Source organism: Pseudomonas sp. 05N36 (assembly GCF_056397385.1).
This window is the reverse complement of record NZ_JBFTNH010000012.1, coordinates 127,485-148,750: the sequence shown is the minus strand read 5'-3', so window position 1 is coordinate 148,750 and position 21,266 is coordinate 127,485. Positions and strand designations below refer to the sequence as shown.

Below are 21,266 nucleotides of genomic sequence, written 5' to 3'. Positions count from 1 at the left end.
CTTATTGTTCTGTCAGGAGGCGCACGCGCACCCCCTGTTCGAGCTGCGCCAGTTGCGCGGCGTCACCGATACCAAAACCGATCTGCGTGACGGCCATGGCGGCAATCGCCGTGGCGGTGCGCAAGGTTTGCTCTGGCGTATCGGCACTGAGCAAACCGTGGAGCATGCCCGCGAGCAATGAATCGCCGGCGCCCACCGTACTGACAACACTGACCCTGGGTGGTGTGGCGTGCATCGCCGAGCCGACACTGAACCAGTTGACGCCCTCGGCACCGTGGGAAATCACCACGTGTTCGATGCCGTGAGCGTGCAAACGACTCGCCGCTTCGGCTTGTGCAGCCACCGAAACCACCTCGCAATCCAGCGCCTCGGACAGCTCTTCGGTGTTCGGCTTGATCAACCACGGGCCCGCCGACAGCCCGGCGCGCAAGGCTTCGCCGCTGGTGTCGAGGGCGACTTTCAAACCCCGCGACTTGAGGCGCAGCAACAACCCGTGCAGCCACTGTGCGCTGACGCCACGCGGCAAACTGCCGGCGACCACCACCGCGTCATGACCCAAGGTGATCTGATCCAGACGATCGAGCAACGCCTGCTGCGCAGCCGCACTGACCACCGGCCCCGGACCGTTGATGTCAGTGATGCGTCCGTCCGCTTCCGCCAGTTTGATGTTGCTGCGAGTCTCGCCGGGAACGCGGATGAAGGCGTCGACAAACCCGCGTTTGGCGAACAGCGCTTCGAACGCCTGAAGATTGTCCACACCGAGAAAACCGCTGACCGTCAGCTGATGCCCGAGGTCTGCAAGCACCTGCGCCACGTTGATGCCCTTGCCGGCGGCGTGGGTGTGCATGGCGTCGCTGCGATTGACCTGACCAGGTTCCAGATGCGGCAACTGAACGGTGAGGTCCAGCGCCGGGTTGAGGGTCAGGGTTAGGATTTTGGCCATTACAGAGCCTCCACTAATGCGCGCACTTCATTCGCGCTGCCCACGGCCAGAGCCTGTTGGGCCAGATGTTTTACCTGCGCAAGACTCAGCTCACGAACCCGTGCCTTGACCTCGCCGATGCTGCGCGCCGAGACGCTCAACTCATCCACCCCCAGGCCGACCAGCACCGGAACCGCCAGCGGGTCTGCCGCCAGTTCGCCACACACGCCGACCCATTTGCCATGGGCATGGGCGGCACGCACCGTGATGTCGATCAGTTGCAACACCGCCGGGTGCAAGCCATCGGCCTGGGCCGACAGGGTCGGATGACCGCGATCGATGGCCAGGGTGTATTGGGTCAGGTCATTGGTGCCAACGCTGAAGAAGTCGACTTCCTTGGCCAACACCTGCGCCAGCAAGGCGGCCGACGGCACTTCGATCATGATCCCCAGTTGCAGGTCCGCCACCGGGATTTCCAGACGCAGGCGCTCGGTCATGTCCCGCGCCTGACGCCATTCATCGACGCTGCCAACCATCGGGAACATGATCCGCAACGGGCGGTTGTCGGCGGCGCGCAGCAAGGCACGCAACTGGGCTTCCATGATCTGCGGACGCTGCAAGGTCAGGCGAATGCCACGTACGCCGAGGAACGGGTTTTCCTCCTTGGCAATCGGCCAATACGGCAACGGCTTGTCACCGCCAACGTCCAGGGTCCGCACCACCAGCGGCCGCCCGGCCAGGCCGTCGAGCACCCGACGGTATTCGACTTCTTGAGTGGCTTCGTCCGGCGCTTGCTGGTGGGCCATAAAAATCAGTTCGGTGCGCAGCAGGCCAATCCCTTCAGCGCCCTGCTCCACCGCGCTGACCACGCCTGCGCTTTCGCCAATGTTGGCGAACACTTCGACCGCGTGGCCGTCAGTGGTCAGCGCCGGCTGGTGACGCTGGGCCGCGGCCGCTTGCAGGCGTTGTTCACGGTTGTCACGTTCTTCGGCGGCACGCTGCAACGTCGCCGCATCGGCGTCGACATGCAGCCGACCGCGCTGGCCATCGAGCAGCAACGGCGTACCCGACGCCAGCCGCAACACCGCAGCACCAGCACCGACCAGCGCCGGAATGCCCAAGGCCCGAGCGACGATCGCGCTGTGGGCCGTGGCGCCACCGCGCGCGGTAAGAATGCCGGCCACCCGCGTTGGATCAAGGCGCGCGACATCCGAAGGCCCGACTTCATCCATCACCAGGATGTACGGCTGATCCGGTTCGCTCGGGGTCTCGATGCCACACAGTTGCGCCAGCACCCGCCGACCGATATCGCGCAAGTCCGCTGCGCGCTCGGCGAGCAAGGCATCCTGCAAGGATTCCTGTTGTCTGGCTGCCCCGTCGATCACTGCCATCCACGCCGCTTCAGCGCTTTCGCCTTGCTTGAGGCGAGTGTCGACTTCGTCGGTCAGTTCCGGGTCGTCGAGCATTTCCTGGTGGGTGATGAAAATCTCGCGAATGGCCTTGGCCTTGCTGCGCTGGATCAGCCCTTCGATATCGCGGCGAACATCGGCCAGTGACGTTTTCAGACGCTCGCGTTCGATCGCCGTGGACTCGCCACGCAATGGGTAGTCGATTGCTTGCAGCACCTGAATATGCGCAGGACCGATGGCAATCCCCGGCGCAGCAGCAACGGCCTGAATCACGCTGCCGGAGGCTGGAGCAACCACGACGTCAATGATTTCGTCGATGACCTCGCTCTGTGCACTCACCGTCGGCAACGGTTCGATGTCTTCGCCCAGGCCTTCTTCAATAGCCCTCAGCAGCGCCGGCAACGCATCGGCGGCGATGCTCGGCTCGGCAATCAACTCCAACACCTGGCCGCGGCGGGCGCCGAGGCTGAGCAGTTTGCTCAAGCTCTTCACCGACACGGCGCTGTCCTGGCCGTCGACGATGCGGATGCGGATCTCGCCTTCAAAACTCTTCGCCAATTGCGCAAGGATCTTCGCTGGCCGCGCGTGCAAGCCGTGGGCATTCGCCAGGGTAATGCGGGCACTCGGCCAATCCGCCGGCAATTCGCCGCCCAGCACTTCCAGCACCGCACGGCGGCTGGTGGCGCGACCGAGTTCGTGACCTCGGCCTTCAATCAGCAAGGCGCAAAGACGTTCGAGCAGAGCCTGATGCGCCTCGCCAAGGCTGGCCAGGCAGAACAGCCCGCTCAGTGGCTGGCCGAGGTAACGAATCGGTTTGTCCGGGGTGACGAAGGCCAGGCCCGGACGCTTGACCGTTTGTTCGCTGTGCAGCCACCACAGGCCATCGCCCAGCGGCAGCGCTTCGACCTGCTGCAATACCGCAGAAAAACCATTGCTCACGCAGTCGGCCTGACGCAACAACCGCGCACCACGCCAGACCAGTTCTTCGAAGTCGTCGGCGGAGACACCCAGGCCGATCATTTGCGCATCCAGCGCCAGCTCTTGCGGTGCGCCTTGCAGCAGTTTCAGCAAGGCTTCGGCACTACTGGCGCGGCGCAAGGCCTGGCCCAGATCGGTTTCGCCGAGGGCGCGGGTCAGCAATTGCAACAGGCGCAAATGCTCGTCGGATTTGGCCGCGATACCAATCGCCAGGTAGACGATGTGGCCGTCGCCCCAATCCACCCCTTCGGGGAACTGCAGCAAACGCACGCCGGTGGTGTGCACCAGATCGCGGGTATCGGGGGTTCCGTGGGGGATCGCAATACCTTGGCCGAGAAAGGTCGAACCCTGGGCTTCACGCGCCTGCAAGCCGCTGAGGTAACCCTCGGCCACCAGGCCATCGGCGACCAGCGTGTCGGCCAGCAAATGCAATGCGGCGGCTTTATCCACAGCCGACTGGCCCATGGATATCTGCTCTATGGTGAGCTCGAGCATGCTTTCTCCTTTTTGGCGCGGGGTCGCGCCAGGTATTGTTTTGATTGAATCAGTTTAGGCCTTATTCAGAGCACTCTTTTTCAGAGCATCCTTTGTCGGTTTCGCGGCAGAACCGGCAAAAAGAGCCAATAGCGCAGAAAATACGCTTGCTGAAACGTTTAATCTAGATGAGTCTGCACGTTACTCGATAATCTCCCAACCTTGAAGTCCAACTTGTCGGATGCGTTGCGACATTAGTCGCCTGCCGTAATCGGGTAGGATTGGACAAAATGTCGGGGCAAGCTCGAAAAAACAAGGAAATCCCGGGTTGAAACTCAGTGATATCGCCCAGTTGGCCGGTGTGTCTGTCACCACCGCCAGCTATGTCATCAATGGCAAGGCCGAACAGCAGCGCATCAGCAACGCCACCGTCGAGCGCGTGCGCGCGGTGGTCGAGCAACATGGCTTTACGCCTAATCCTCAAGCGGCCGGGTTGCGCAGCCGGCACACCCGCACCCTGGGTTTCATTCTGCCGGACCTGGAAAACCCCAGTTACGCGCGGATCGCCAAGCTCCTCGAACAGGGGGCCCGGGCGCGTGGCTATCAGTTGCTGATTGCCAGCTCCGACGATGCACCAGAAAGCGAGCGCCAGTTGCTCAAGCTGTTTCGCGCACGGCGCTGCGATGCGTTAATCGTCGCCAGCTGCCTGCCGGCCGGTGATGACAGCTATCGCCAGTTGCAGGCCAAGGGTTTGCCGATCATTGCCATTGACCGGGTCATGGAGCCTGAGCATTTCTGCTCGGTGATCAGTGATGACCGCGAAGCCAGCCTGAACCTCACCCGCAGTCTGTTGCAACCGCAGCCCAAACAGATTGCACTGATCGGTGCGCGGCCCGAACTGAGCATCAGCCAGGAGCGTGCGGCCGGCTTCAAGCAGGCGCTGGTCGACTTCAAGGGTGACGTCCTGATCGAACACGGCGAGGCATTCAGCCGCGACTGCGGTCGGCAGTTGATGGAAGAATTACTGCAACGCCTTGGTCACTTGCCCGATGCGCTGGTGACGACGTCCTACGTGCTGCTTCAAGGCGTGTTCGATGCCTTGCATGACTTCCCGTTGAAAACCCGCCCGTTGCGCCTCGGCACGTTTGGCGACACACAGCTGCTGGACTTCCTGCCGCTGCCGGTCAACGCCATGGCCCAGCAGCATCAACTGATCGCCGACAAAGCGCTGCAACTGGCGGTCGCGGCGATTGAAGAAGCCCATTACCAACCCGGTGTGCAAGCCATCGCGCGGACCTTCAAACAGCGTATTCGCCAGGACTGAAACGTGGAGCTGATCGACAGCCACACTCATCTGGACTTTCCGGACTTCGACCCGGACCGTCAGGCGCTGCTGGCTCAATGCCGCGCCTTGGGTGTGAAGCGGATGGTGGTGCTGGGGGTTTATCAGCGCAATTGGCAGCGGGTGTGGGATCTGGTGCAAAGCGATCCGGACCTGCATGCCGCGTTTGGCCTGCATCCGGCCTACCTCGATGAACATCGTCCCGCTGACCTGACCGAGTTGGCGGACTGGCTGACGCGTCTGGCCGGCCATCGGCAACTGTGCGCCGTGGGCGAAATTGGCCTGGATTACTTTCTTGAGGACCTGGACCGCGAACGTCAGCAAGCGCTGTTTGAAGCACAGCTGCAACTGGCGGCAGACTTCCAGTTGCCGGCGCTGCTGCATGTGCGGCGCAGCCATGCGGCGGTGATTGCGACCTTGAAACGCTTCAGGCTCAAACGCGCCGGCATCATCCACGCCTTTGCCGGCAGCCAGGAAGAGGCCCGCGAATACCTCAAGCTCGGTTTCAAACTGGGATTGGGCGGCGCGGCAACCTGGCCACAAGCCTTGCGCATGCACAAAGTAATCGCCGGTTTGCCGCTGACCTCGGTGGTGCTGGAAACCGATTCACCGGACATGGCGCCCGCCATGTACCCCGGACAACGCAACAGCCCTGCTCACCTGCCGGCGATTTGCGCGGCACTGGCGCAGATCATGGCCATCAGCCCCGAGCAACTGGCCGCCGCCAGCACCGCCAACGCCTGCGAGCTGTTCAACTGGTAATCCATCGGTTTGCGGTGGCCAGTAATCATCAAACCCTGAACGCGCTGATCAAGTGCTTCAACTGCACCACTTGGGCCGACAGTGCACGGCTGGCATGCTCGGTCTGGTGCGCACCTTCGGCGGTGCGCTCGCCGGCCCGGTTGATCTCGACAATGTTCTGGTCGATATCGTGGGCCACCGCGGTTTGCTGCTCGACTGCCGCGGCAATTTGCTGATTCTGATCGACGATCATGCCCACCGCCCCCAGGATGTTTTCCAGGGCTTGCTGGACCTTCTCCGACTGACCGACCGTGCCATTGGCCATCTGGTGGCTGACGCCCATGGCCTTCACGGCTGCGCCAACGCCACCGTGCAGCCTGGTAATCATCTGCTCGATTTCTTCGGTCGATTGCTGGGTCCGCTTGGCCAGGGTGCGGACCTCATCGGCCACCACCGCAAAACCACGTCCCTGCTCACCCGCACGGGCAGCCTCGATGGCCGCGTTGAGTGCCAACAGGTTGGTCTGCTCGGCGATGCTCTTGATCACTTCCAGCACGCGACTGATGGACTGGCTGTCGCTGGCCAGTTGATTGATCACCAGCACTGACGAGTCGATCTCGCTGGCCAGTTGCGCAATGCTGCCTTGCTGCGACTCGACCAAGCCGCGACCGCTAATGGTTTCATCGTTGACGCTGTGGGCGCTGCTGACGGCAGCCGCCGCACTGCGCGCCACTTCCTGAGCGGTGGCCGACATCTGGTTCATCGCCGTGGCGACTTGCTCGATCTGCGTACGCTGACCGGCCACCGCCTGATTGCTCCGGGCCGATACCGTTTCCACCTGACTCGCCTGTCGCTCCACTTCGTTGACGGTTTTGCCGACCAACTCGATCAGGTCATGGATCTTCGCCACGGTGCCATTGAAGACGTTGCCCAACTCACCCAACTCATCACGGCTGTGGGCGGTAAACGTGATGGTCATGTCACCGGCCGCCACCTTGTCCATCACTCCGCCGAGACGCTTGAGGGTGGTGCGGGTGGAGGCATAGAAGCCGCCGTAGAGATAAAAAATCAGCACAAACACCACCGACAGTGCCACCGCCTGCAGCACCATGTGCGTGCGGTTCTGTTCCAGGCGTTGTTGCAATTGCACGCCGAGAAACTTAAGCGTCGCGTCATTCAGTTGATAGGTCTTGTCCATCAGCCCGGTGACCTGATCGTAAAAGCCCTGCCAAGGTTTATCGAGGGTGGCGGCCATCACCACTTGCTCCTCAAACAGCTCGCTGGCTTGCTTGAGTGTGGCTTTGCTGACATTGGCCGAGGGTTCCAGCACCTCACGCGCCGCTTTGCCGGCAGCCAGTGCGTCCTGCAACTTCAAGGCGTATTCGGCCTGAAGCTTGTCGATCTGCGCCAGCAACTCATCGAACCGGGTGCTCGAAGCGGAGTTGAGAAACCCCTGCCCCAGCGAGTAGGCCCCCATCGCCCGGCCTTCGCCGAGGGTTTGCGTCACACGCGGGGTAACGTTGGTGATCAGCTCACTCAATTGGCGCAGATCACTCTGGTTGTCACGACTCAGGCCGGCCTGGCTGGCGATGATCTGACTGAAAATCTGTGCGTTGCCGAGCAGTTTGCCGATCAGCGCACTTTTGCTTTGCACAGACGTCTCCGCTTGTTGAGCCTTGAACGCCGCAATCATTTCATCGCGCTTGCCATCAAAAACACTGACCTGCTCAGGATCGATGGTCGTCGCGGTCAGGCTTTGCAGATGCGCTAGCGCGCTCTGCTCAAGGGCGCTGATTTTCGATTCGGTATCGCCCGCCTTGCCAGACTGGCCGAGGCTCGCGTTGATCTGTATCAGGTTGTTCAGGGTTTCCAGATCTCGCCGCAGCGTCAGACCACTGCCCAACAGGTCGAGGCTCTGCAACTCGACCTGGGTGCCCTGGAACTCGCGATACGAATCCCGAACCAGATAGAAATTGGTCACCAGCATGGGGAAGAAAAACAGCACGCTGATCAGGCTGAACTTCATGCCGAAGCTCAGGCGATTCATCAGCGCAACGGCGGGATAGAGCAAACTCTTCACGGACGTCCCCCTTTCATTTCTTATTTTTTTGGGCAGGCACGCAGATGCAGCAGATAGCCACTATGGCGCGCTGCTTCTGTATAGCTCAAATCGAAAGGAGGTTTTGTAACTTAAGGTTAACAGCTAGAGCACACGCGCACCTGTAGCAGCTGCCGAAGGCTGCGTTCGGCTGCGCAGCAGTCGCTAACTCAGGCACCGCGGATTGTCAGGCTCACCGCGCAAGCAGGATTTACGACTGCTGCGCAGCCGAACGCAGCCTTCGGCAGCTGCTACAGTTCGGGGTTATGCAGAAATCAGGGCAGCACGGTCCAAACGGCAAACCCGGCGTACCAGACCACCGCCGCTCGCAGCAGCAGTTCCCAGATCCGATCCAGGTTTTGAACCCCTTCAGGCCCCGCCACTGGCGCCGGAATCTCACCCGCTACTACGCCGACGTTCTCGATCAACTGTGCGGCGCTGATATTCCAGTTCAACAATTCATGGAGCATCACCCGGCTGACCGCGACGAAGTTGCCGACCAAAGCAAAACTCGCTGCCAGCAAGCGCACCGGCAGCCAGTCAAAGGCATGTCGCAATTGTGCGGCGCGCTCGGCCACTGCCGGGTTCTTGCCATGTTCGGCCGCCAGGGCCAGCAAGCGATAACTCAAGGCCGCCACCGGACCGAGCAGGAAGTACCAGAAAATCACCGCAAAAAAACTCTGGTAAGCCTGCCACAGCAAATGGGCTTGAACCCGTTGTAGCAACTGCTCGCCGCTGTCGGCGCAAATATCCAGGTCACGTTTGGCGACAAGCGCCGCCGCTTGCAGGTCTTCCCGGCGCCAGGCATCACGAAACGGTCCCAGGCCGCCGAGTAAATCTCCACGGCCCAGGCTGTAAATCACCACCAGCAAATGCACCGGCAAGGCCAGCAAGCCATAGGCCACCGGCTCCAGTACCAGCAACAAAAAGCCGAGTAACGCCACAGGGAACAGCACCAGCAATGCCAGTACCAGCCAGGGCCGATTCGCAAGCTTTGGGCTGGCTTCATATTTGGCCAGCTCCCGCAGCCATCCACTGTCGCGCTGAACTTGATGACGCAAGGCCGAGAACTTCTCGATCCAGACCGCCAGCAGTAACACCAGAAAACTCATTGTGCTTCCCCTTTTTCCAGAGCCCCGCGAAAGCGTGCCCAGTCGAACGCCGGTCCCGGATCCGTTTTACGCCCGGGTGCGATATCGCTATGCCCCTGAATACGTGATTGGGTGATGGCTGTAAACGTAGACTGCAATTGGCGAGTCAGGGCAATCAGCGCGTGATATTGAGCATCGGTGAACGGCAGGTCATCAGTGCCTTCAAGCTCAATGCCAAGGGAGAAATCGTTACAGCCTTCGCGCCCCTCGAATCGGGACACGCCTGCGTGCCACGCCCGATCAAGACAAGAGACAAACTGTGTGATCGCGCCGTCACGCTCGATCAGAAAATGGGCAGACACCCGCAAGTCGGCAATCCCTTCAAAGTAGGGGTGCTCGGTGACATCCAGGCGGTTCTGAAAAAATTCCTGCACCTTGCCCGTCGCGAACTGCGCTGGTGGCAGGCTGATGTTGTGGATCACCAGCAAGGAGATTTCGCCCGTGGGGCGCGCGTTGAAGTTGGGGGACGGGCAATGGCGCACGCCTTCAAACCAACCGCTCGCGGGGTCCAACTGCATACAGGCTCCTTCAATGACGGCTCTGACGGGCTCCAGTATGCCGTGATCGCCCCTCAGGTTGCGATCACTTGCCGTAATTGAGTCGACGCAGGTCGCCAATCACTGACTCCAGCGCCCGATCAAACAACAAGGTCTCGTCGAACGTACGTACCGCGCTACGGCGAAACTCCAGGGCCAGCCCGGTGCGACGGCGCTCATCGCTGAGGAGTAACGCTGGCGAGTCGACCAAATGCAGGTTTAAGAACCCGCTGAAAGTAGAGGGTGCCTTGGGTTAGCTTGCCGCATGGCCCTATAATCGGGCCACTTTGTTAGTGGAGCCCGTTATGCCGAATCTACGCCTCGCCGATTTGACCGCCGAAATCGAAGCCAACGTGCGCCGTGCGTTGCTTGAAGACATCGGCAGCGGCGACATCACCGCACAACTGATCCCGGCCGAACGCCTGGCCAAAGCCACGATCATTACCCGTGATACAGCCGTCATCAGCGGCACCGCCTGGGTCGATGCAGTGTTTCGGCAGTTGGACCCACGGGTCGCGGTGCACTGGCAAGTGCGCGACGGTGAACGCGTGAGCCCCAATCAGGCGCTGTTTCACCTCGAAGGCCCCGCCCGTTCGCTGCTGACCGGCGAGCGTAGTGCGCTGAACTTCCTGCAACTGCTTTCCGGTGTCGCCACTCGTGCGCAATACCTGGCCGACTTCGTTGCCGATACTCAGGTGAAATTGCTGGATACCCGCAAAACCCTGCCTGGGCTGCGATTGGCGCAAAAGTACGCCGTGACCTGCGGCAGCTGCCACAACCACCGCATCGGCCTGTACGACGCTTTTCTGATCAAGGAAAACCATATCGCTGCCTGCGGTGGCATCCCTCAAGCCATCGCCGCCGCGCACAAGATCGCGCCGGGCAAACCGGTGGAGGTTGAAGTGGAAAGCCTGGAGGAGCTCAAGGAGGCCCTGGCGGCGGGTGCCGATATCATCATGCTCGATGAACTGAGCCTGGACGACATGCGTGAAGCCGTGCGCCTGAATGCCGGCAAGGCGAAACTCGAGGCCAGCGGTGGCGTCAACGAAAGCACCTTGCGGCCAATCGCCGAGACGGGCGTGGATTACATCTCGATTGGCGCGATGACCAAGGATGTGAAGGCTGTAGACCTGTCGATGCGCTTGAGTCTCTGACAAAAAGAAACGCCAGCCTCATGAGGCTGGCGTTGCTTTCAAACCACCAGATTGTTCATCTCGCAGTATTCTTCCCACTCGACACCCAGCACTTCGGCTGCTTCCTTGTGCAACGCAAGGCGCGTCGCTTCGTATTCTTCAGGCGTTGAGGTGTACTTGAGCGTCAGCTCCCAAGGCTGCAAGCCCTGTGCTTCTGCCTCGTCCTCGAACGCCCACTGAATCTGATCTTTCTGATCGTCGGCGCTCAGGTTCTTGATCTCTTCCATCAATTCTGGCGCATCAAGCATGTACTTCTTGAGGGCCTCTTCGTGTCGTTGTTCTTGAGTCATTTCGTTCACGGTCATATCGTTCTCTCTGATCTGGGAATGGAAGATGGATCTGGATCATCAAGGATCTCTCTGACGCAGAAAACCGTTTGAAGCCCGGTTTATCTGGCCTTCAGAACCATTCGGGATCATCTGAAAACTGCTGGGCGATGCTCATGCAGGCACCGAATATAGGACGTTTGGCCTGCGAATTACACGGCTCTTTACATCTATTCCACAAAAAGTTTCASGCAGGGTGCGTCGGGGGCCTTGGGAACATAAATTCAAATCCAAAGTCATAGCGATGTGCCATATCGGTACTTCACAAGGAACCTCAGTGATGCACAGTTTTTCGAAGCTTTCCTCTGTTCTGTCCGCCACCGCAATGACCGCCCTGCTGGGTGTCCTGGCTCTGCCGGGCACCGCAATGGCCAGCATTGAGCTGAGCAACAGCGGTCCGTCTTACGATGACAAACTCTCCGCCATCCACAATGAATACGGCAAGGACGTTCTGGTCAAAAGCGATTTGCGCATCGACGAACTGAAAAAGATGCAGGAAACCATCAAAGACCAGACACGCCAGATCGAAGAACTCAAGCGCAGCAGCGGTTCCAGCTCAAGCTCCAGCAGCAAGGAGATCGACGACCTCAAGAGCAAGGTCAAAGAGCAGGAACGTGATCTGGATAATCTCGGCCGGCAGGTGGAAGACCTCAAGCGCAACAGCGGCTCCAGCTCGAACAGCAGCGAGATCTCGAACCTGAAACGGACCATCAGCGATCAGGATCGTGCGATAGATCAGCTCAAACGCACCGTCGAGGAATTGAGCCGCAAGGTGAAATAAGGGGAAGTGGTGCCCGAGACAGGAATCGAACCTGCGACCTTCGCGTTACGAGTGCGCTGCTCTACCGGCTGAGCTACACGGGCGGTGGGCTAAAGCTAGCACTGAGTTTGGGGTCGGGCAACTCGGTCCCCCCTCAATTTCCAGCACACAGCAAAACGCCCCGAACCAGTCGGGGCGTTTGCTTGTTCAGCGTTTAAGCTACGGGGTGATTAAACGCCCGAAGCCTTGGCTGCTGCTACGTCTTTGATGGACAGTTTGATACGACCGCGGTTGTCCACGTCCAGTACCAGTACTTCCACTTCCTGGCCTTCTTTCAGGATGTCGGTGACTTTCTCAACGCGAGCGTCGCTCAGCATGGAGATGTGAACCAGACCGTCCTTGCCTGGCAGGATGTTGACGAATGCGCCGAAGTCGACGATGCGCTCAACCTTGCCGACGTAGATCTTGCCGATTTCAGCTTCAGCGGTGATACCCAGAACGCGCTGACGAGCGGCTTCAGCTGCTTCCTTGGTTTCGCCGAAGATCTTGATCGAGCCGTCGTCTTCGATGTCGATCGAAGCCTTGGTCTCTTCACAGATCGCACGAATGGTCGCGCCGCCTTTACCGATGACATCACGGATTTTGTCGGTGTCGATTTTCATCGCGATCATGGTCGGAGCATTTTCCGACAGCTCGGTACGCGACTGGGCAATGATCTGGTTCATCTGGCCGAGGATGTTCAGGCGCGCTTCCAGGGCTTGGCCCAGAGCGATTTCCATGATTTCTTCGGTGATGCCTTTGATCTTGATGTCCATCTGCAGCGCGGTAACACCTTTGGAGGTACCGGCTACCTTGAAGTCCATGTCGCCCAGGTGGTCTTCGTCACCCAGGATGTCGGTCAGGACGGCGAACTTCTCGCCTTCTTTAACCAGACCCATGGCGATACCGGCAACCGGCGCCTTCATCGGCACACCAGCATCCATCAGCGCCAGGGAAGCACCGCAGACCGACGCCATCGAGCTGGAACCGTTGGACTCGGTGATTTCCGATACCACACGGATGGTGTACGGGAACACGTCAGCAGCAGGCAGCATGGCCTGAACCGAACGACGGGCCAGACGGCCGTGACCGATTTCGCGACGACCAGCGCCACCCATGCGACCACACTCGCCCACCGAGAACGGAGGGAAGTTGTAGTGCAGCATGAACGGGTCTTTTTTCTCGCCTTCCAGGGTGTCCAGCAGTTGTGCGTCACGGGCGGTGCCCAGAGTCGCGACTACCAGAGCCTGGGTTTCGCCACGGGTGAACAATGCCGAACCGTGGGTCTTCGGCAGAACGCCGACTTCGATGTTCAGCGGACGTACGGTGCGGGTGTCGCGGCCGTCGATACGTGGCTTGCCGTTAACGATGTTTTCGCGAACGGTGCGGTATTCGATTTCACCGAAAGCAGCTTTGACGTCGCTGGACGAAGGCTGGCCTTCTTCACCAGACAGCTTGGCAACAACCTGGTCTTTCAGTTCACCCAGGCGAGCGTAACGATCGGCCTTGACGGTGATGGTGTAGGCCTGGGAGATCGCGTCGCCGAACTCGGCACGGATAGCGCCCAGCAGTGCGGTGGCTTCAGGCTGAGGAGCCCAGGTCCAGGTTGGCTTGGCAGCTTCGGCAGCCAGTTCTTTAACAGCGTTGATCACAACCTGGAACTCGTCGTGAGCAAACAGTACCGCGCCCAGCATCTGGTCTTCGGTCAGCTCTTTGGCTTCCGATTCAACCATCAATACCGCTTCCGAAGTACCGGCAACGACCATGTCCAGGCTCGAAGCTTTCAGTTGTTCGTAAGTCGGGTTCAGCAGGTAGCCGGTGCTTTCGTGGAACGCAACGCGGGCAGCGCCGATCGGGCCATCGAAAGGAATGCCGGAGATCGCCAGCGCAGCCGAGGTACCGATCATCGCAGCGATGTCCGGATCGGTCTTCTTGCTGGTGGAAACGACGGTGCAGACAACCTGCACTTCGTTCATGAAGCCTTCCGGGAACAGCGGACGGATCGGACGGTCGATCAGTCGGGAAGTCAGGGTTTCTTTCTCGGAAGGACGGCCTTCGCGCTTGAAGAAACCGCCAGGGATCTTACCGGCAGCGTAGGTTTTTTCCTGGTAGTGAACAGACAGAGGGAAGAAGCCCTTGCCTGGATCGGCTTGTTTGGCACCGACTACGGTCACCAATACGCTGACGTCGTCGTCAACGGTGACCAATACTGCGCCGGAGGCCTGACGGGCGATACGGCCAGTCTCGAGGGTAACGGTCGACTGACCGAACTGGAATTTTTTGATTACCGGGTTCACGGTGTCCTACCTTCTTTGTGGCTCTTGGGGGAACTGGTTTTCTTGCGAAATTCTTGGGCAATGTCGGGAATCGGCCCAACCCTTGTCCAGGGGTAAAACGTGTGTCCAGATAAAACTTGAGGCTGGGAGCCTGCCATGCGCCTGCGGGAAACCCGCTGACGCACGACAGACAACCAACCTCTAGCGCAATCGCTTATTAGCGACGCAGACCCAGGCGAGCGATCAGAGCGCTGTAACGGCTCACGTCCTTGCCTTTCAGGTAGTCCAGCAGCTTACGACGCTGGTTAACCATGCGGATCAGACCACGACGGGAGTGGTGATCTTTACCGTTGGCCTTGAAGTGACCTTGCAGTTTGTTGATGTTGGCGGTCAGCAGTGCAACTTGCACTTCTGGCGAACCAGTGTCACCAACAGCTTGCTGGTAGTCAGCTACGATTTGAGCTTTTTCTTGAACGTCGAGAGCCATGAGGCAATCCTTTTATCAGGAAACTGTTTCAAAGAAACAGTTTCAACAGGCCAGGGACAAATCCCTGTATCGAAAAATGAGTAGTGACCGTGCCTGTTAACAGCCACCCTCGTTCGGTCATTCTGACCGAATCAGTCGACGTGGCGCGATGCGCCCGTCTTCGCTCACTTCACCGATACCGATGAAGCGACCATTGTGATCCTGTACGCGTACCATGCCAAACTTCGGTGCATCCGGGGCACGTACCGGCTGGCCGTTGAGCCAGTAGAACGAGCTGTGCTCCGAGAACTGCAACAGTGGCCAATCCAGCAGGCCGCTGTCCGATGGCATCAGGAAGCGATCAACCGCTTCGTTGCCGCCTTCGGCATGTACTGCTTCCAACTCTTCCAGCGTGACCGTCTGGGCCAGGCTGAACGGACCGGCCTGGGTACGTCGCAACTGCGCAACGTAAGCGCCACAACCGAGTGCTTCACCAATATCCTCCACGAGGGTGCGGATATAGGTGCCTTTGCTGCAATCTACGGCGAAGCGCGCAGTATCACCTTCAAAGGCCAGCAATTCCAAGCGCGCAATAGTAACAGAACGCGGTTCGCGCTCCACCACTTCACCTGCACGAGCCAACTTGTACAACGGCTGGCCGTCACGCTTGAGGGCTGAGTACATCGGCGGTATCTGACTGATTTGCCCACGAAATTTCGGCAAAACCGCTTCGATATCGGCGCGACAAACGGTCACCGGGCGCTCCTGCAAAACTTCACCTTCAGCGTCTGCCGTGGTGGTGGTCTTGCCCAATTGCGCCAGGGTTTCATAGCCCTTGTCGGAGTCGAGCAGGTATTGCGAGAACTTGGTCGCCTCACCGAAGCACAGCGGCAACACGCCGGTGGCCAACGGATCAAGACTGCCGGTGTGCCCGGCCTTCTCGGCATTGAGCAGCCAGCGAACCTTCTGCAACGCCGCGTTGGAGGTGAACCCCAGCGGCTTGTCGAGCAGGATGATGCCACTGACGTTACGACGGATACGTTTGACCTGAGCCACCGATTACTCCTTGGTGTCTACGGGTTCTGCCGCAACCGGGTGCTGATTGTCTTCAGCCACGGCGCGCTCGATCAATGCCGACAGATGAGCGCCACGCACGACGCTTTCGTCGTAGTGGAAGTGCAGCTGAGGAACACTGCGCAGCTTCATCTCGCGAGCCAACTGCATGCGCAGGAAACCGGCAGCCGAGTTCAGCACCTTGATGCTTTGAGCGATATCGTCTGCGCTGTCCTGCCCCATCACGGTGATGAAGATCTTGGCGTGACCGACGTCACGGCTGACTTCAACAGCGGTAATGGTGACCAGGCCGACGCGCGGGTCTTTGACTTCACGACGGATCAGCTGTGCCAGCTCACGCTGCATCTGATCGCCGATACGTTGGGTACGGCTGTATTCTTTTGCCATGTCTTGTTACCTGTTACTGCCTCACGGTGAAACCCGTGTGGTCTGAAAGCGGCAAACGCCCGGCCTGACAGAAGCCAGACCGGGCGTTGCGTTTAGAGTCCGGGTGATACGCCGTGCATTTTCATGCGACTGCCCATCACGGCTCTTGAAGTGCGCGAGTTAGAGGCTGCGAGCAACCTGAACCTTCTCGAAGACTTCGATCTTGTCACCGACTTTGACGTCGTTGTAGCTCTTCACGCCGATACCGCATTCCATGCCGGCACGTACTTCGGAAGCGTCATCCTTGAAGCGGCGCAGGGATTCCAGCTCGCCTTCGAAGATAACGATGTCTTCACGCAGTACACGGATTGGACGGTTACGGTGCACAACACCTTCGATAACCATGCAACCGGCGATCGCGCCAAACTTCGGCGAACGGAACACGTCGCGGACTTCAGCAACACCCAGGATATTCTCCCGAACGTCGCTGCCAAGCATACCGGTCAGGGCTTTCTTGACGTCTTCGATGATGTCGTAGATCACGTTGTAGTAACGCATATCCAGACCTTCCTGCTCGACGATCTTGCGAGCGCCGGCATCGGCACGCACGTTGAAGCCGAACAGTACAGCGTTGGAGGCCAGTGCCAGGTTGGCGTCGCTCTCGGTGATACCACCGACACCGCCACCGACTACACGCACTTGCACTTCGTCGTTACCCAGGCCGTTCAAGGCGCCGTTCAACGCTTCCAGCGAACCACGGACGTCGGATTTGAGGACGATGTTAAGCGTCTTCTTCTCTTCCTGGCCCATGTTCTCGAAGATGTTTTCCAGCTTGCCTGCGTGAGCACGAGCCAGTTTGACTTCACGGAACTTGCCTTGACGGAACAGAGCCACTTCACGGGCTTTCTTCTCGTCGGCAACCACGCTCATCTCGTCGCCAGCGTCCGGGGTACCGTCCAGGCCGAGAATCTCGACAGGGATGGAAGGACCGGCTTCCTTGATTGGCTTGCCGTTCTCGTCGAGCATGGCGCGAACGCGACCATAGTTCGAACCGACCAGCACCATGTCGCCTTGGCGCAGGGTGCCGTCCTGAACCAGAACGGTTGCAACCGGGCCACGACCTTTGTCGAGACGCGATTCAACCACGACACCACGGCCAGGAGCCGAAGGAGTCGCTTTCAGTTCGAGAACTTCAGCTTGCAGCAGAACAGCTTCGAGCAGCTCGTCTACACCGGTACCAACTTTCGCCGAGACCGATACGAACGGAGTGTCGCCGCCCCACTCTTCCGAGGTCACGCCGTGAACCGACAGTTCGCTACGGATGCGATCGAGATCGGCACCCGGCTTGTCGATCTTGTTCACTGCAACAACCAGTGGAACACCAGCAGCCTTGGCGTGCTGTACGGCTTCAATGGTCTGCGGCATTACGCCGTCGTCCGCTGCAACCACCAGGATCACGATGTCGGTCGCCTTGGCACCACGAGCACGCATGGCGGTAAACGCGGCGTGACCCGGGGTGTCGAGGAAGGTGACCATGCCGCGTTCGGTTTCAACGTGGTACGCACCGATGTGCTGGGTGATACCGCCGGCTTCGCCAGCCGCTACCTTGGCACGACGGATATAGTCGAGCAGCGAGGTCTTACCATGGTCAACGTGGCCCATTACGGTCACGACTGGCGCACGGGAGAAGGCCTCACCTTCAAACTTCAGGGACTCGGCCAGGGAATCTTCCAGGGCGGTGTCGCTGACCAGGGTCACTTTGTGGCCCAGCTCTTCAGCAACCAGTTGAGCAGTTTCCTGATCAAGTACCTGGTTGATAGTCGCTGGAGTACCCAGTTTGAACATGAACTTGATGATTTCAGCTGCCTTGACCGACATCTGCTGAGCGAGATCGCCAACAGTGATGGTCTCGCCGATCTTCACTTCGCGCACGACAGGGCCGGTTGGGCTCTGGAAACCGTGGGCGTTGCGTTTCTTCAGCTTGGCCTTGCCGCGACCACCACGACGGAAGCCATCGCTTTCTTCGTCGGTAGTGCGTGGAGCAACGCGTGGAGCAGGCGCCTTTTCCTTGACCGAAGCGCGATGTGGAGCGTTTTTGCGCTCACCATCACCCGCGCCACGACGATTGTTATCGTCGGCACGTGGTTTGTCCGGACGACGCTGTTCGTCGCGCTTGCGAGTGTCAGCCACTGGCGCAGCTGCTACAACCGGTGCTTCACGCACTGGCTCGGCAACTGCAGCAGGTGCTGCCACAGCTTCAGCAGCAGGTTGCACAGCAGCAGGCTGGCGACGCGCTTCTTCTTCGGCGCGACGCTTGGCTTCTTCTTCAGCCTTCTGACGTGCAGCATTTTCTACTGCGCGACGTTCTTCCAGTTCGCGTTTGCGCTCGGCTTCGATTTCTTCCGGGCTGCGCTGTACGAAGACTTTCTTCTTGCGTACTTCAACGCTGATGCTTTTGCTGCCAGCAACACGCAGGGTGCTGGTGGTTTTACGCTGCAACGTGATCTTGCGCGGTTCTTCCACTTTCGCCTTGTGGCTGCTTTTCAAGTGAGTCAGCAAAGATTGCTTCTCACTGTCGGTCACATGTTCCTCGGCGGCGGTGTGCGGCAGACCTGCCTCACGCATCTGCTGCAGCAGGCGCTCTACCGGTGTTTTGACCTCATCGGCCAGTTGTTTCACCGTGACTTGCGTCATGCACTTCTCTCCTCAGGCCGCGCCTATTACTCGAACCAATGGGCTCGGGCGGCCATGATCAACTTGCCGGCACGATCATCGTCAATGCCGTCGATGTCGAGCAGGTCGTCAATAGACTGCTCGGCCAGGTCTTCGCGGGTAATTACGCCGCGCACCGCCAGTTCCATCGCCAAATCCTTGTCCATACCCTCAAGCGAGAGCAGGTCTTCGGCCGGATGGGCGTCTGCCAGCTTTTCCTCAGTAGCGATGGCTTTAGTCAACAAACGATCCTTGGCCCGAGCGCGAAGCTCGTTGACGGTGTCTTCGTCAAAGCCATCGATGTTGAGCATTTCTTCCAACGGTACGTAGGCAATCTCTTCCAGGCTGGTAAAGCCTTCATCAACCAGCACCTGTGCCAGATCTTCGTCGACTTCCAGCTCGTCGATGAAGTTGCGCAGGATGTCGCCGGTTTCTGCTTGCTGTTTAGCCTGGATGTCCGATTCGGTCATCACGTTCAGGGTCCAGCCAGTCAACTGGCTAGCCAGACGCACGTTCTGACCACCGCGACCGATGGCCTGAGCCAGATTGTCTGCGCCAACGGCGATGTCCATTGCATGGGCATCTTCGTCAACGATAATTGCCGCAACCTCAGCCGGGGACATGGCGTTGATCACGAACTGCGCCGGGTTGTCGTCCCACAGGACGATATCCACACGCTCACCGCCCAACTCGCCCGACACTGCCTGGACGCGCGAACCGCGCATACCAATGCAAGCACCTTGCGGGTCGATGCGTTTGTCTTTGGAGCGGACCGCGATCTTGGCGCGCGAACCCGGGTCACGGGACGCAGCCATTACTTCGATCAGGCCTTCAGCGATTTCCGGCACTTCGATGCGGAACAACTCGATCAGCATTTCTGGCGCGGTACGCGACAGAATCAGCTGCGGGCCGCGGTTCTCGGTGCGGATTTCCTTGAGCAGTGCACGTAAGCGCACACCCACCCGGAAAGTTTCACGAGAAATAATATCTTCACGAGCCAGCAGCGCTTCAGCGTTGTTACCCAGATCAACGATCACGTTGTCGCGGGTTACTTTCTTCACGGTGCCGGAGATGATTTCTCCCAGACGCTCGCGGTAGGCATCAACGACTTGAGCGCGCTCGGCTTCGCGAACTTTCTGCACGATAACCTGCTTGGCAGTCTGCGCAGCGATACGGCCGAACTCGATGGACTCGATTTTCTCTTCGACAACATCACCGACCTTCGCGCCAGGATGCGTTTCCTGGACCTTGCTCGGCCAGGTTTCAACAGCCGGATCATCCAGGTCTGCTTCTTCGACTACCGTCCAGCGACGGAAAGTTTCATAAGCACCGGTGTGGCGATTGATTTCCACACGCAGATCAACTTCGTCTTCAAAACGCTTTTTGGTAGCAGTGGCCAGAGCCAGCTCCAGCGCTTCAAAAATCACGTTTGCCGGTACGCCCTTTTCATTGGATACCGACTCAACAACCAGCAGTACTTCTTTGCTCATCGTACGCCTCGCCTTTCGCAAGCCATTGGATCCGCGGGATCCGCGTCTCAGTCAAAACTGGGAATAATGTTGGCCTTGTCGATCATATCGATCGGCAACAGGAACTCATGGTCATCCACTTGCACCACGACATCCTGCTCTTCTACACCGCGCAGAAGGCCCTGAAAGTTGCGTCGACCTTCAAAAGGCGAGCGCAGCTTGATCTTCACTTGGTCACCGGCAAACTTTGCAAACTGTTCAAGCGTGAACAGCGGGCGTTCCATGCCAGGCGAGGAAACTTCAAGGGTGTATTCAACGGAGATCGGATCTTCAACATCCAGCACACCGCTGATCTGACGGCTGACGATGGCACAGTCGTCCACCAGCACACCGCCTTCTTTATCGATATAAACGCGCAACAGTGAGTGGCGACCTTGAGCCGAAAACTCAATACCCCAGCATTCATAGCCAAGGGCCACGACCACCGGGGCCAACAAGGCCTGCAACTGTTCTAGCTTGCTCGACACCTGAACCCCCTCGTGCATGTAAATGCATGCTATGCAAAATAAAAAAATGGGCGAAACGCCCATCCCTGAAACGCCGTTGAACAGCGGCGTTATAAAGTGTCCAGCTAACAAAAAGCCCCTTAAAAGGGGCTCCTGAAACTGGTTGCGGGGGCCGGATTTGAACCGACGACCTTCGGGTTATGAGCCCGACGAGCTACCAGACTGCTCCACCCCGCGACAAAGCTGGGGCGGAAGTATACGACCGATCCCTAACAGGGTCAATGTAACCTTCCACCTACAAGAAAGCCCGCAACAGCGGGCTCTCCTGATAATTGGTACCGAGAAGGGGACTCGAACCCCTACACCCTATGGGCACAACCACCTCAAGGTTGCGTGTCTACCAATTCCACCACCTCGGCAATACTACG

The 21,266-nt window shown here is 59.1% G+C and carries 17 protein-coding genes, 3 tRNA genes and 2 pseudogenes; 4 read left to right on the top strand and 18 right to left on the bottom strand.

What is annotated here, in order from left to right; genetic code table 11:
* Position 1 precedes the first annotated feature (1 nt).
* Positions 2–943 carry a 1-phosphofructokinase gene (gene pfkB, locus AC1DIH_RS16615; protein ID WP_477772501.1) on the bottom strand — a complete coding sequence of 314 codons (942 nt, stop codon included), beginning with the start codon at positions 941–943 and terminating at the stop codon, positions 2–4.
* Positions 943–3,804, bottom strand: coding sequence for a phosphoenolpyruvate--protein phosphotransferase (gene ptsP / locus AC1DIH_RS16610; protein WP_477772500.1), 2,862 nt, complete (start codon positions 3,802–3,804; stop codon positions 943–945). Before ptsP ends, pfkB begins: the two co-directional genes overlap by 1 nt.
* 307 nt (positions 3,805–4,111) lie before the next feature.
* On the opposite strand from ptsP, the gene cra reads away from it, so the two are divergent.
* Both cra and AC1DIH_RS16600 read left to right on the top strand, forming a co-directional pair.
* On the top strand, positions 4,112–5,107 hold the full coding sequence (gene cra, locus AC1DIH_RS16605; protein ID WP_477772499.1) for a catabolite repressor/activator: 996 nt from the start codon (positions 4,112–4,114) through the stop codon (positions 5,105–5,107).
* 3 nt (positions 5,108–5,110) lie between these two features.
* Positions 5,111–5,887 (top strand): TatD family hydrolase, encoded by a 777-nt coding sequence (locus AC1DIH_RS16600; RefSeq protein ID WP_477772498.1) that lies wholly within the window; start codon positions 5,111–5,113, stop codon positions 5,885–5,887.
* Positions 5,888–5,915: 28 nt separating this feature from the next.
* On the opposite strand, the gene AC1DIH_RS16595 is transcribed toward AC1DIH_RS16600, so the two are convergent.
* The 5 genes and pseudogenes from AC1DIH_RS16595 to AC1DIH_RS16575 all read right to left on the bottom strand — a co-directional run.
* Positions 5,916–6,620 (bottom strand): methyl-accepting chemotaxis protein, encoded by a 705-nt coding sequence (locus AC1DIH_RS16595; protein ID WP_477772628.1) that lies wholly within the window; start codon positions 6,618–6,620, stop codon positions 5,916–5,918.
* Positions 6,621–6,773: 153 nt separating this feature from the next.
* Positions 6,774–6,977, bottom strand: a pseudogene (locus AC1DIH_RS16590) (HAMP domain-containing protein); the annotation flags it as partial.
* Between the two features lie 1,262 nt (positions 6,978–8,239).
* Positions 8,240–9,076 (bottom strand): regulatory signaling modulator protein AmpE, encoded by an 837-nt coding sequence (gene ampE / locus AC1DIH_RS16585; RefSeq protein ID WP_477772497.1) that lies wholly within the window; start codon positions 9,074–9,076, stop codon positions 8,240–8,242.
* Entirely contained in the window at positions 9,073–9,633 is a 561-nt protein-coding gene (gene ampD / locus AC1DIH_RS16580; RefSeq protein ID WP_477772496.1) for a 1,6-anhydro-N-acetylmuramyl-L-alanine amidase AmpD, read from the bottom strand. The genes ampE and ampD overlap by 4 nt, the downstream gene beginning before the upstream one ends.
* Before the next feature lie 64 nt (positions 9,634–9,697).
* Positions 9,698–9,829, bottom strand: a pseudogene (locus AC1DIH_RS16575) (hypothetical protein); the annotation flags it as partial.
* Between the two features lie 127 nt (positions 9,830–9,956).
* Between AC1DIH_RS16575 and nadC the strand changes: the two are divergent.
* Entirely contained in the window at positions 9,957–10,805 is an 849-nt protein-coding gene (gene nadC / locus AC1DIH_RS16570) for a carboxylating nicotinate-nucleotide diphosphorylase (protein ID WP_477772495.1), read from the top strand.
* A 38-nt stretch (positions 10,806–10,843) separates the two neighbouring features.
* On the opposite strand, the gene AC1DIH_RS16565 is transcribed toward nadC, so the two are convergent.
* A complete protein-coding gene (locus AC1DIH_RS16565) occupies positions 10,844–11,149 on the bottom strand; it encodes a DUF6388 family protein (protein ID WP_054598178.1) in 306 nt (101 codons plus the stop codon).
* A 301-nt stretch (positions 11,150–11,450) separates the two neighbouring features.
* On the opposite strand from AC1DIH_RS16565, the gene AC1DIH_RS16560 reads away from it, so the two are divergent.
* Entirely contained in the window at positions 11,451–11,951 is a 501-nt protein-coding gene (locus AC1DIH_RS16560) for a hypothetical protein (protein WP_477772494.1), read from the top strand.
* A gap of 7 nt (positions 11,952–11,958) precedes the next feature.
* Here AC1DIH_RS16560 and AC1DIH_RS16555 read toward each other — a convergent pair.
* From AC1DIH_RS16555 to AC1DIH_RS16510, 10 genes are all read right to left on the bottom strand, one after another.
* Positions 11,959–12,034 (bottom strand) — tRNA-Thr (locus tag AC1DIH_RS16555).
* A 126-nt stretch (positions 12,035–12,160) separates the two neighbouring features.
* Positions 12,161–14,266 (bottom strand): polyribonucleotide nucleotidyltransferase, encoded by a 2,106-nt coding sequence (gene pnp, locus AC1DIH_RS16550; RefSeq protein WP_477772493.1) that lies wholly within the window; start codon positions 14,264–14,266, stop codon positions 12,161–12,163.
* A 196-nt stretch (positions 14,267–14,462) separates the two neighbouring features.
* Positions 14,463–14,732 (bottom strand): 30S ribosomal protein S15, encoded by a 270-nt coding sequence (rpsO, locus tag AC1DIH_RS16545; protein WP_011332409.1) that lies wholly within the window; start codon positions 14,730–14,732, stop codon positions 14,463–14,465.
* Positions 14,733–14,849: 117 nt separating this feature from the next.
* Complete coding sequence (gene truB / locus AC1DIH_RS16540; protein ID WP_054594058.1) at positions 14,850–15,767, bottom strand: tRNA pseudouridine(55) synthase TruB; 918 nt, start codon at positions 15,765–15,767, stop codon at positions 14,850–14,852.
* 3 nt (positions 15,768–15,770) lie between these two features.
* On the bottom strand, positions 15,771–16,172 hold the full coding sequence (rbfA, locus tag AC1DIH_RS16535) for a 30S ribosome-binding factor RbfA (protein WP_019691795.1): 402 nt from the start codon (positions 16,170–16,172) through the stop codon (positions 15,771–15,773).
* A 159-nt stretch (positions 16,173–16,331) separates the two neighbouring features.
* A complete protein-coding gene (gene infB, locus AC1DIH_RS16530; protein WP_477772492.1) occupies positions 16,332–18,845 on the bottom strand; it encodes a translation initiation factor IF-2 in 2,514 nt (837 codons plus the stop codon).
* Between the two features lie 26 nt (positions 18,846–18,871).
* Positions 18,872–20,353 (bottom strand): transcription termination factor NusA, encoded by a 1,482-nt coding sequence (gene nusA, locus AC1DIH_RS16525; protein WP_019691793.1) that lies wholly within the window; start codon positions 20,351–20,353, stop codon positions 18,872–18,874.
* Positions 20,354–20,400: 47 nt separating this feature from the next.
* On the bottom strand, positions 20,401–20,859 hold the full coding sequence (rimP, locus tag AC1DIH_RS16520) for a ribosome maturation factor RimP (protein WP_429539943.1): 459 nt from the start codon (positions 20,857–20,859) through the stop codon (positions 20,401–20,403).
* Between the two features lie 139 nt (positions 20,860–20,998).
* Positions 20,999–21,075 (bottom strand) — tRNA-Met (locus AC1DIH_RS16515).
* A gap of 96 nt (positions 21,076–21,171) precedes the next feature.
* Positions 21,172–21,257: transfer RNA gene (locus tag AC1DIH_RS16510), tRNA-Leu, on the bottom strand.
* Positions 21,258–21,266: the final 9 nt, after the last annotated feature.

Coding starts and splice junctions, on each gene's coding strand:
- pfkB (WP_477772501.1), bottom strand. CDS start 943: ATGGCCAAAATCCTAACCCTGACCCTCAACCCGGCGCTGGACCTCACC.
- nusA (WP_019691793.1), bottom strand. CDS start 20,353: ATGAGCAAAGAAGTACTGCTGGTTGTTGAGTCGGTATCCAATGAAAAG.
- AC1DIH_RS16565 (WP_054598178.1), bottom strand. CDS start 11,149: ATGACCGTGAACGAAATGACTCAAGAACAACGACACGAAGAGGCCCTC.
- nadC (WP_477772495.1), top strand. CDS start 9,957: ATGCCGAATCTACGCCTCGCCGATTTGACCGCCGAAATCGAAGCCAAC.
- rpsO (WP_011332409.1), bottom strand. CDS start 14,732: ATGGCTCTCGACGTTCAAGAAAAAGCTCAAATCGTAGCTGACTACCAG.
- infB (WP_477772492.1), bottom strand. CDS start 18,845: ATGACGCAAGTCACGGTGAAACAACTGGCCGATGAGGTCAAAACACCG.
- ptsP (WP_477772500.1), bottom strand. CDS start 3,804: ATGCTCGAGCTCACCATAGAGCAGATATCCATGGGCCAGTCGGCTGTG.
- AC1DIH_RS16595 (WP_477772628.1), bottom strand. CDS start 6,620: ATGTCGGCCACCGCTCAGGAAGTGGCGCGCAGTGCGGCGGCTGCCGTC.
- ampE (WP_477772497.1), bottom strand. CDS start 9,076: ATGAGTTTTCTGGTGTTACTGCTGGCGGTCTGGATCGAGAAGTTCTCG.
- rbfA (WP_019691795.1), bottom strand. CDS start 16,172: ATGGCAAAAGAATACAGCCGTACCCAACGTATCGGCGATCAGATGCAG.
- AC1DIH_RS16560 (WP_477772494.1), top strand. CDS start 11,451: ATGCACAGTTTTTCGAAGCTTTCCTCTGTTCTGTCCGCCACCGCAATG.
- ampD (WP_477772496.1), bottom strand. CDS start 9,633: ATGCAGTTGGACCCCGCGAGCGGTTGGTTTGAAGGCGTGCGCCATTGC.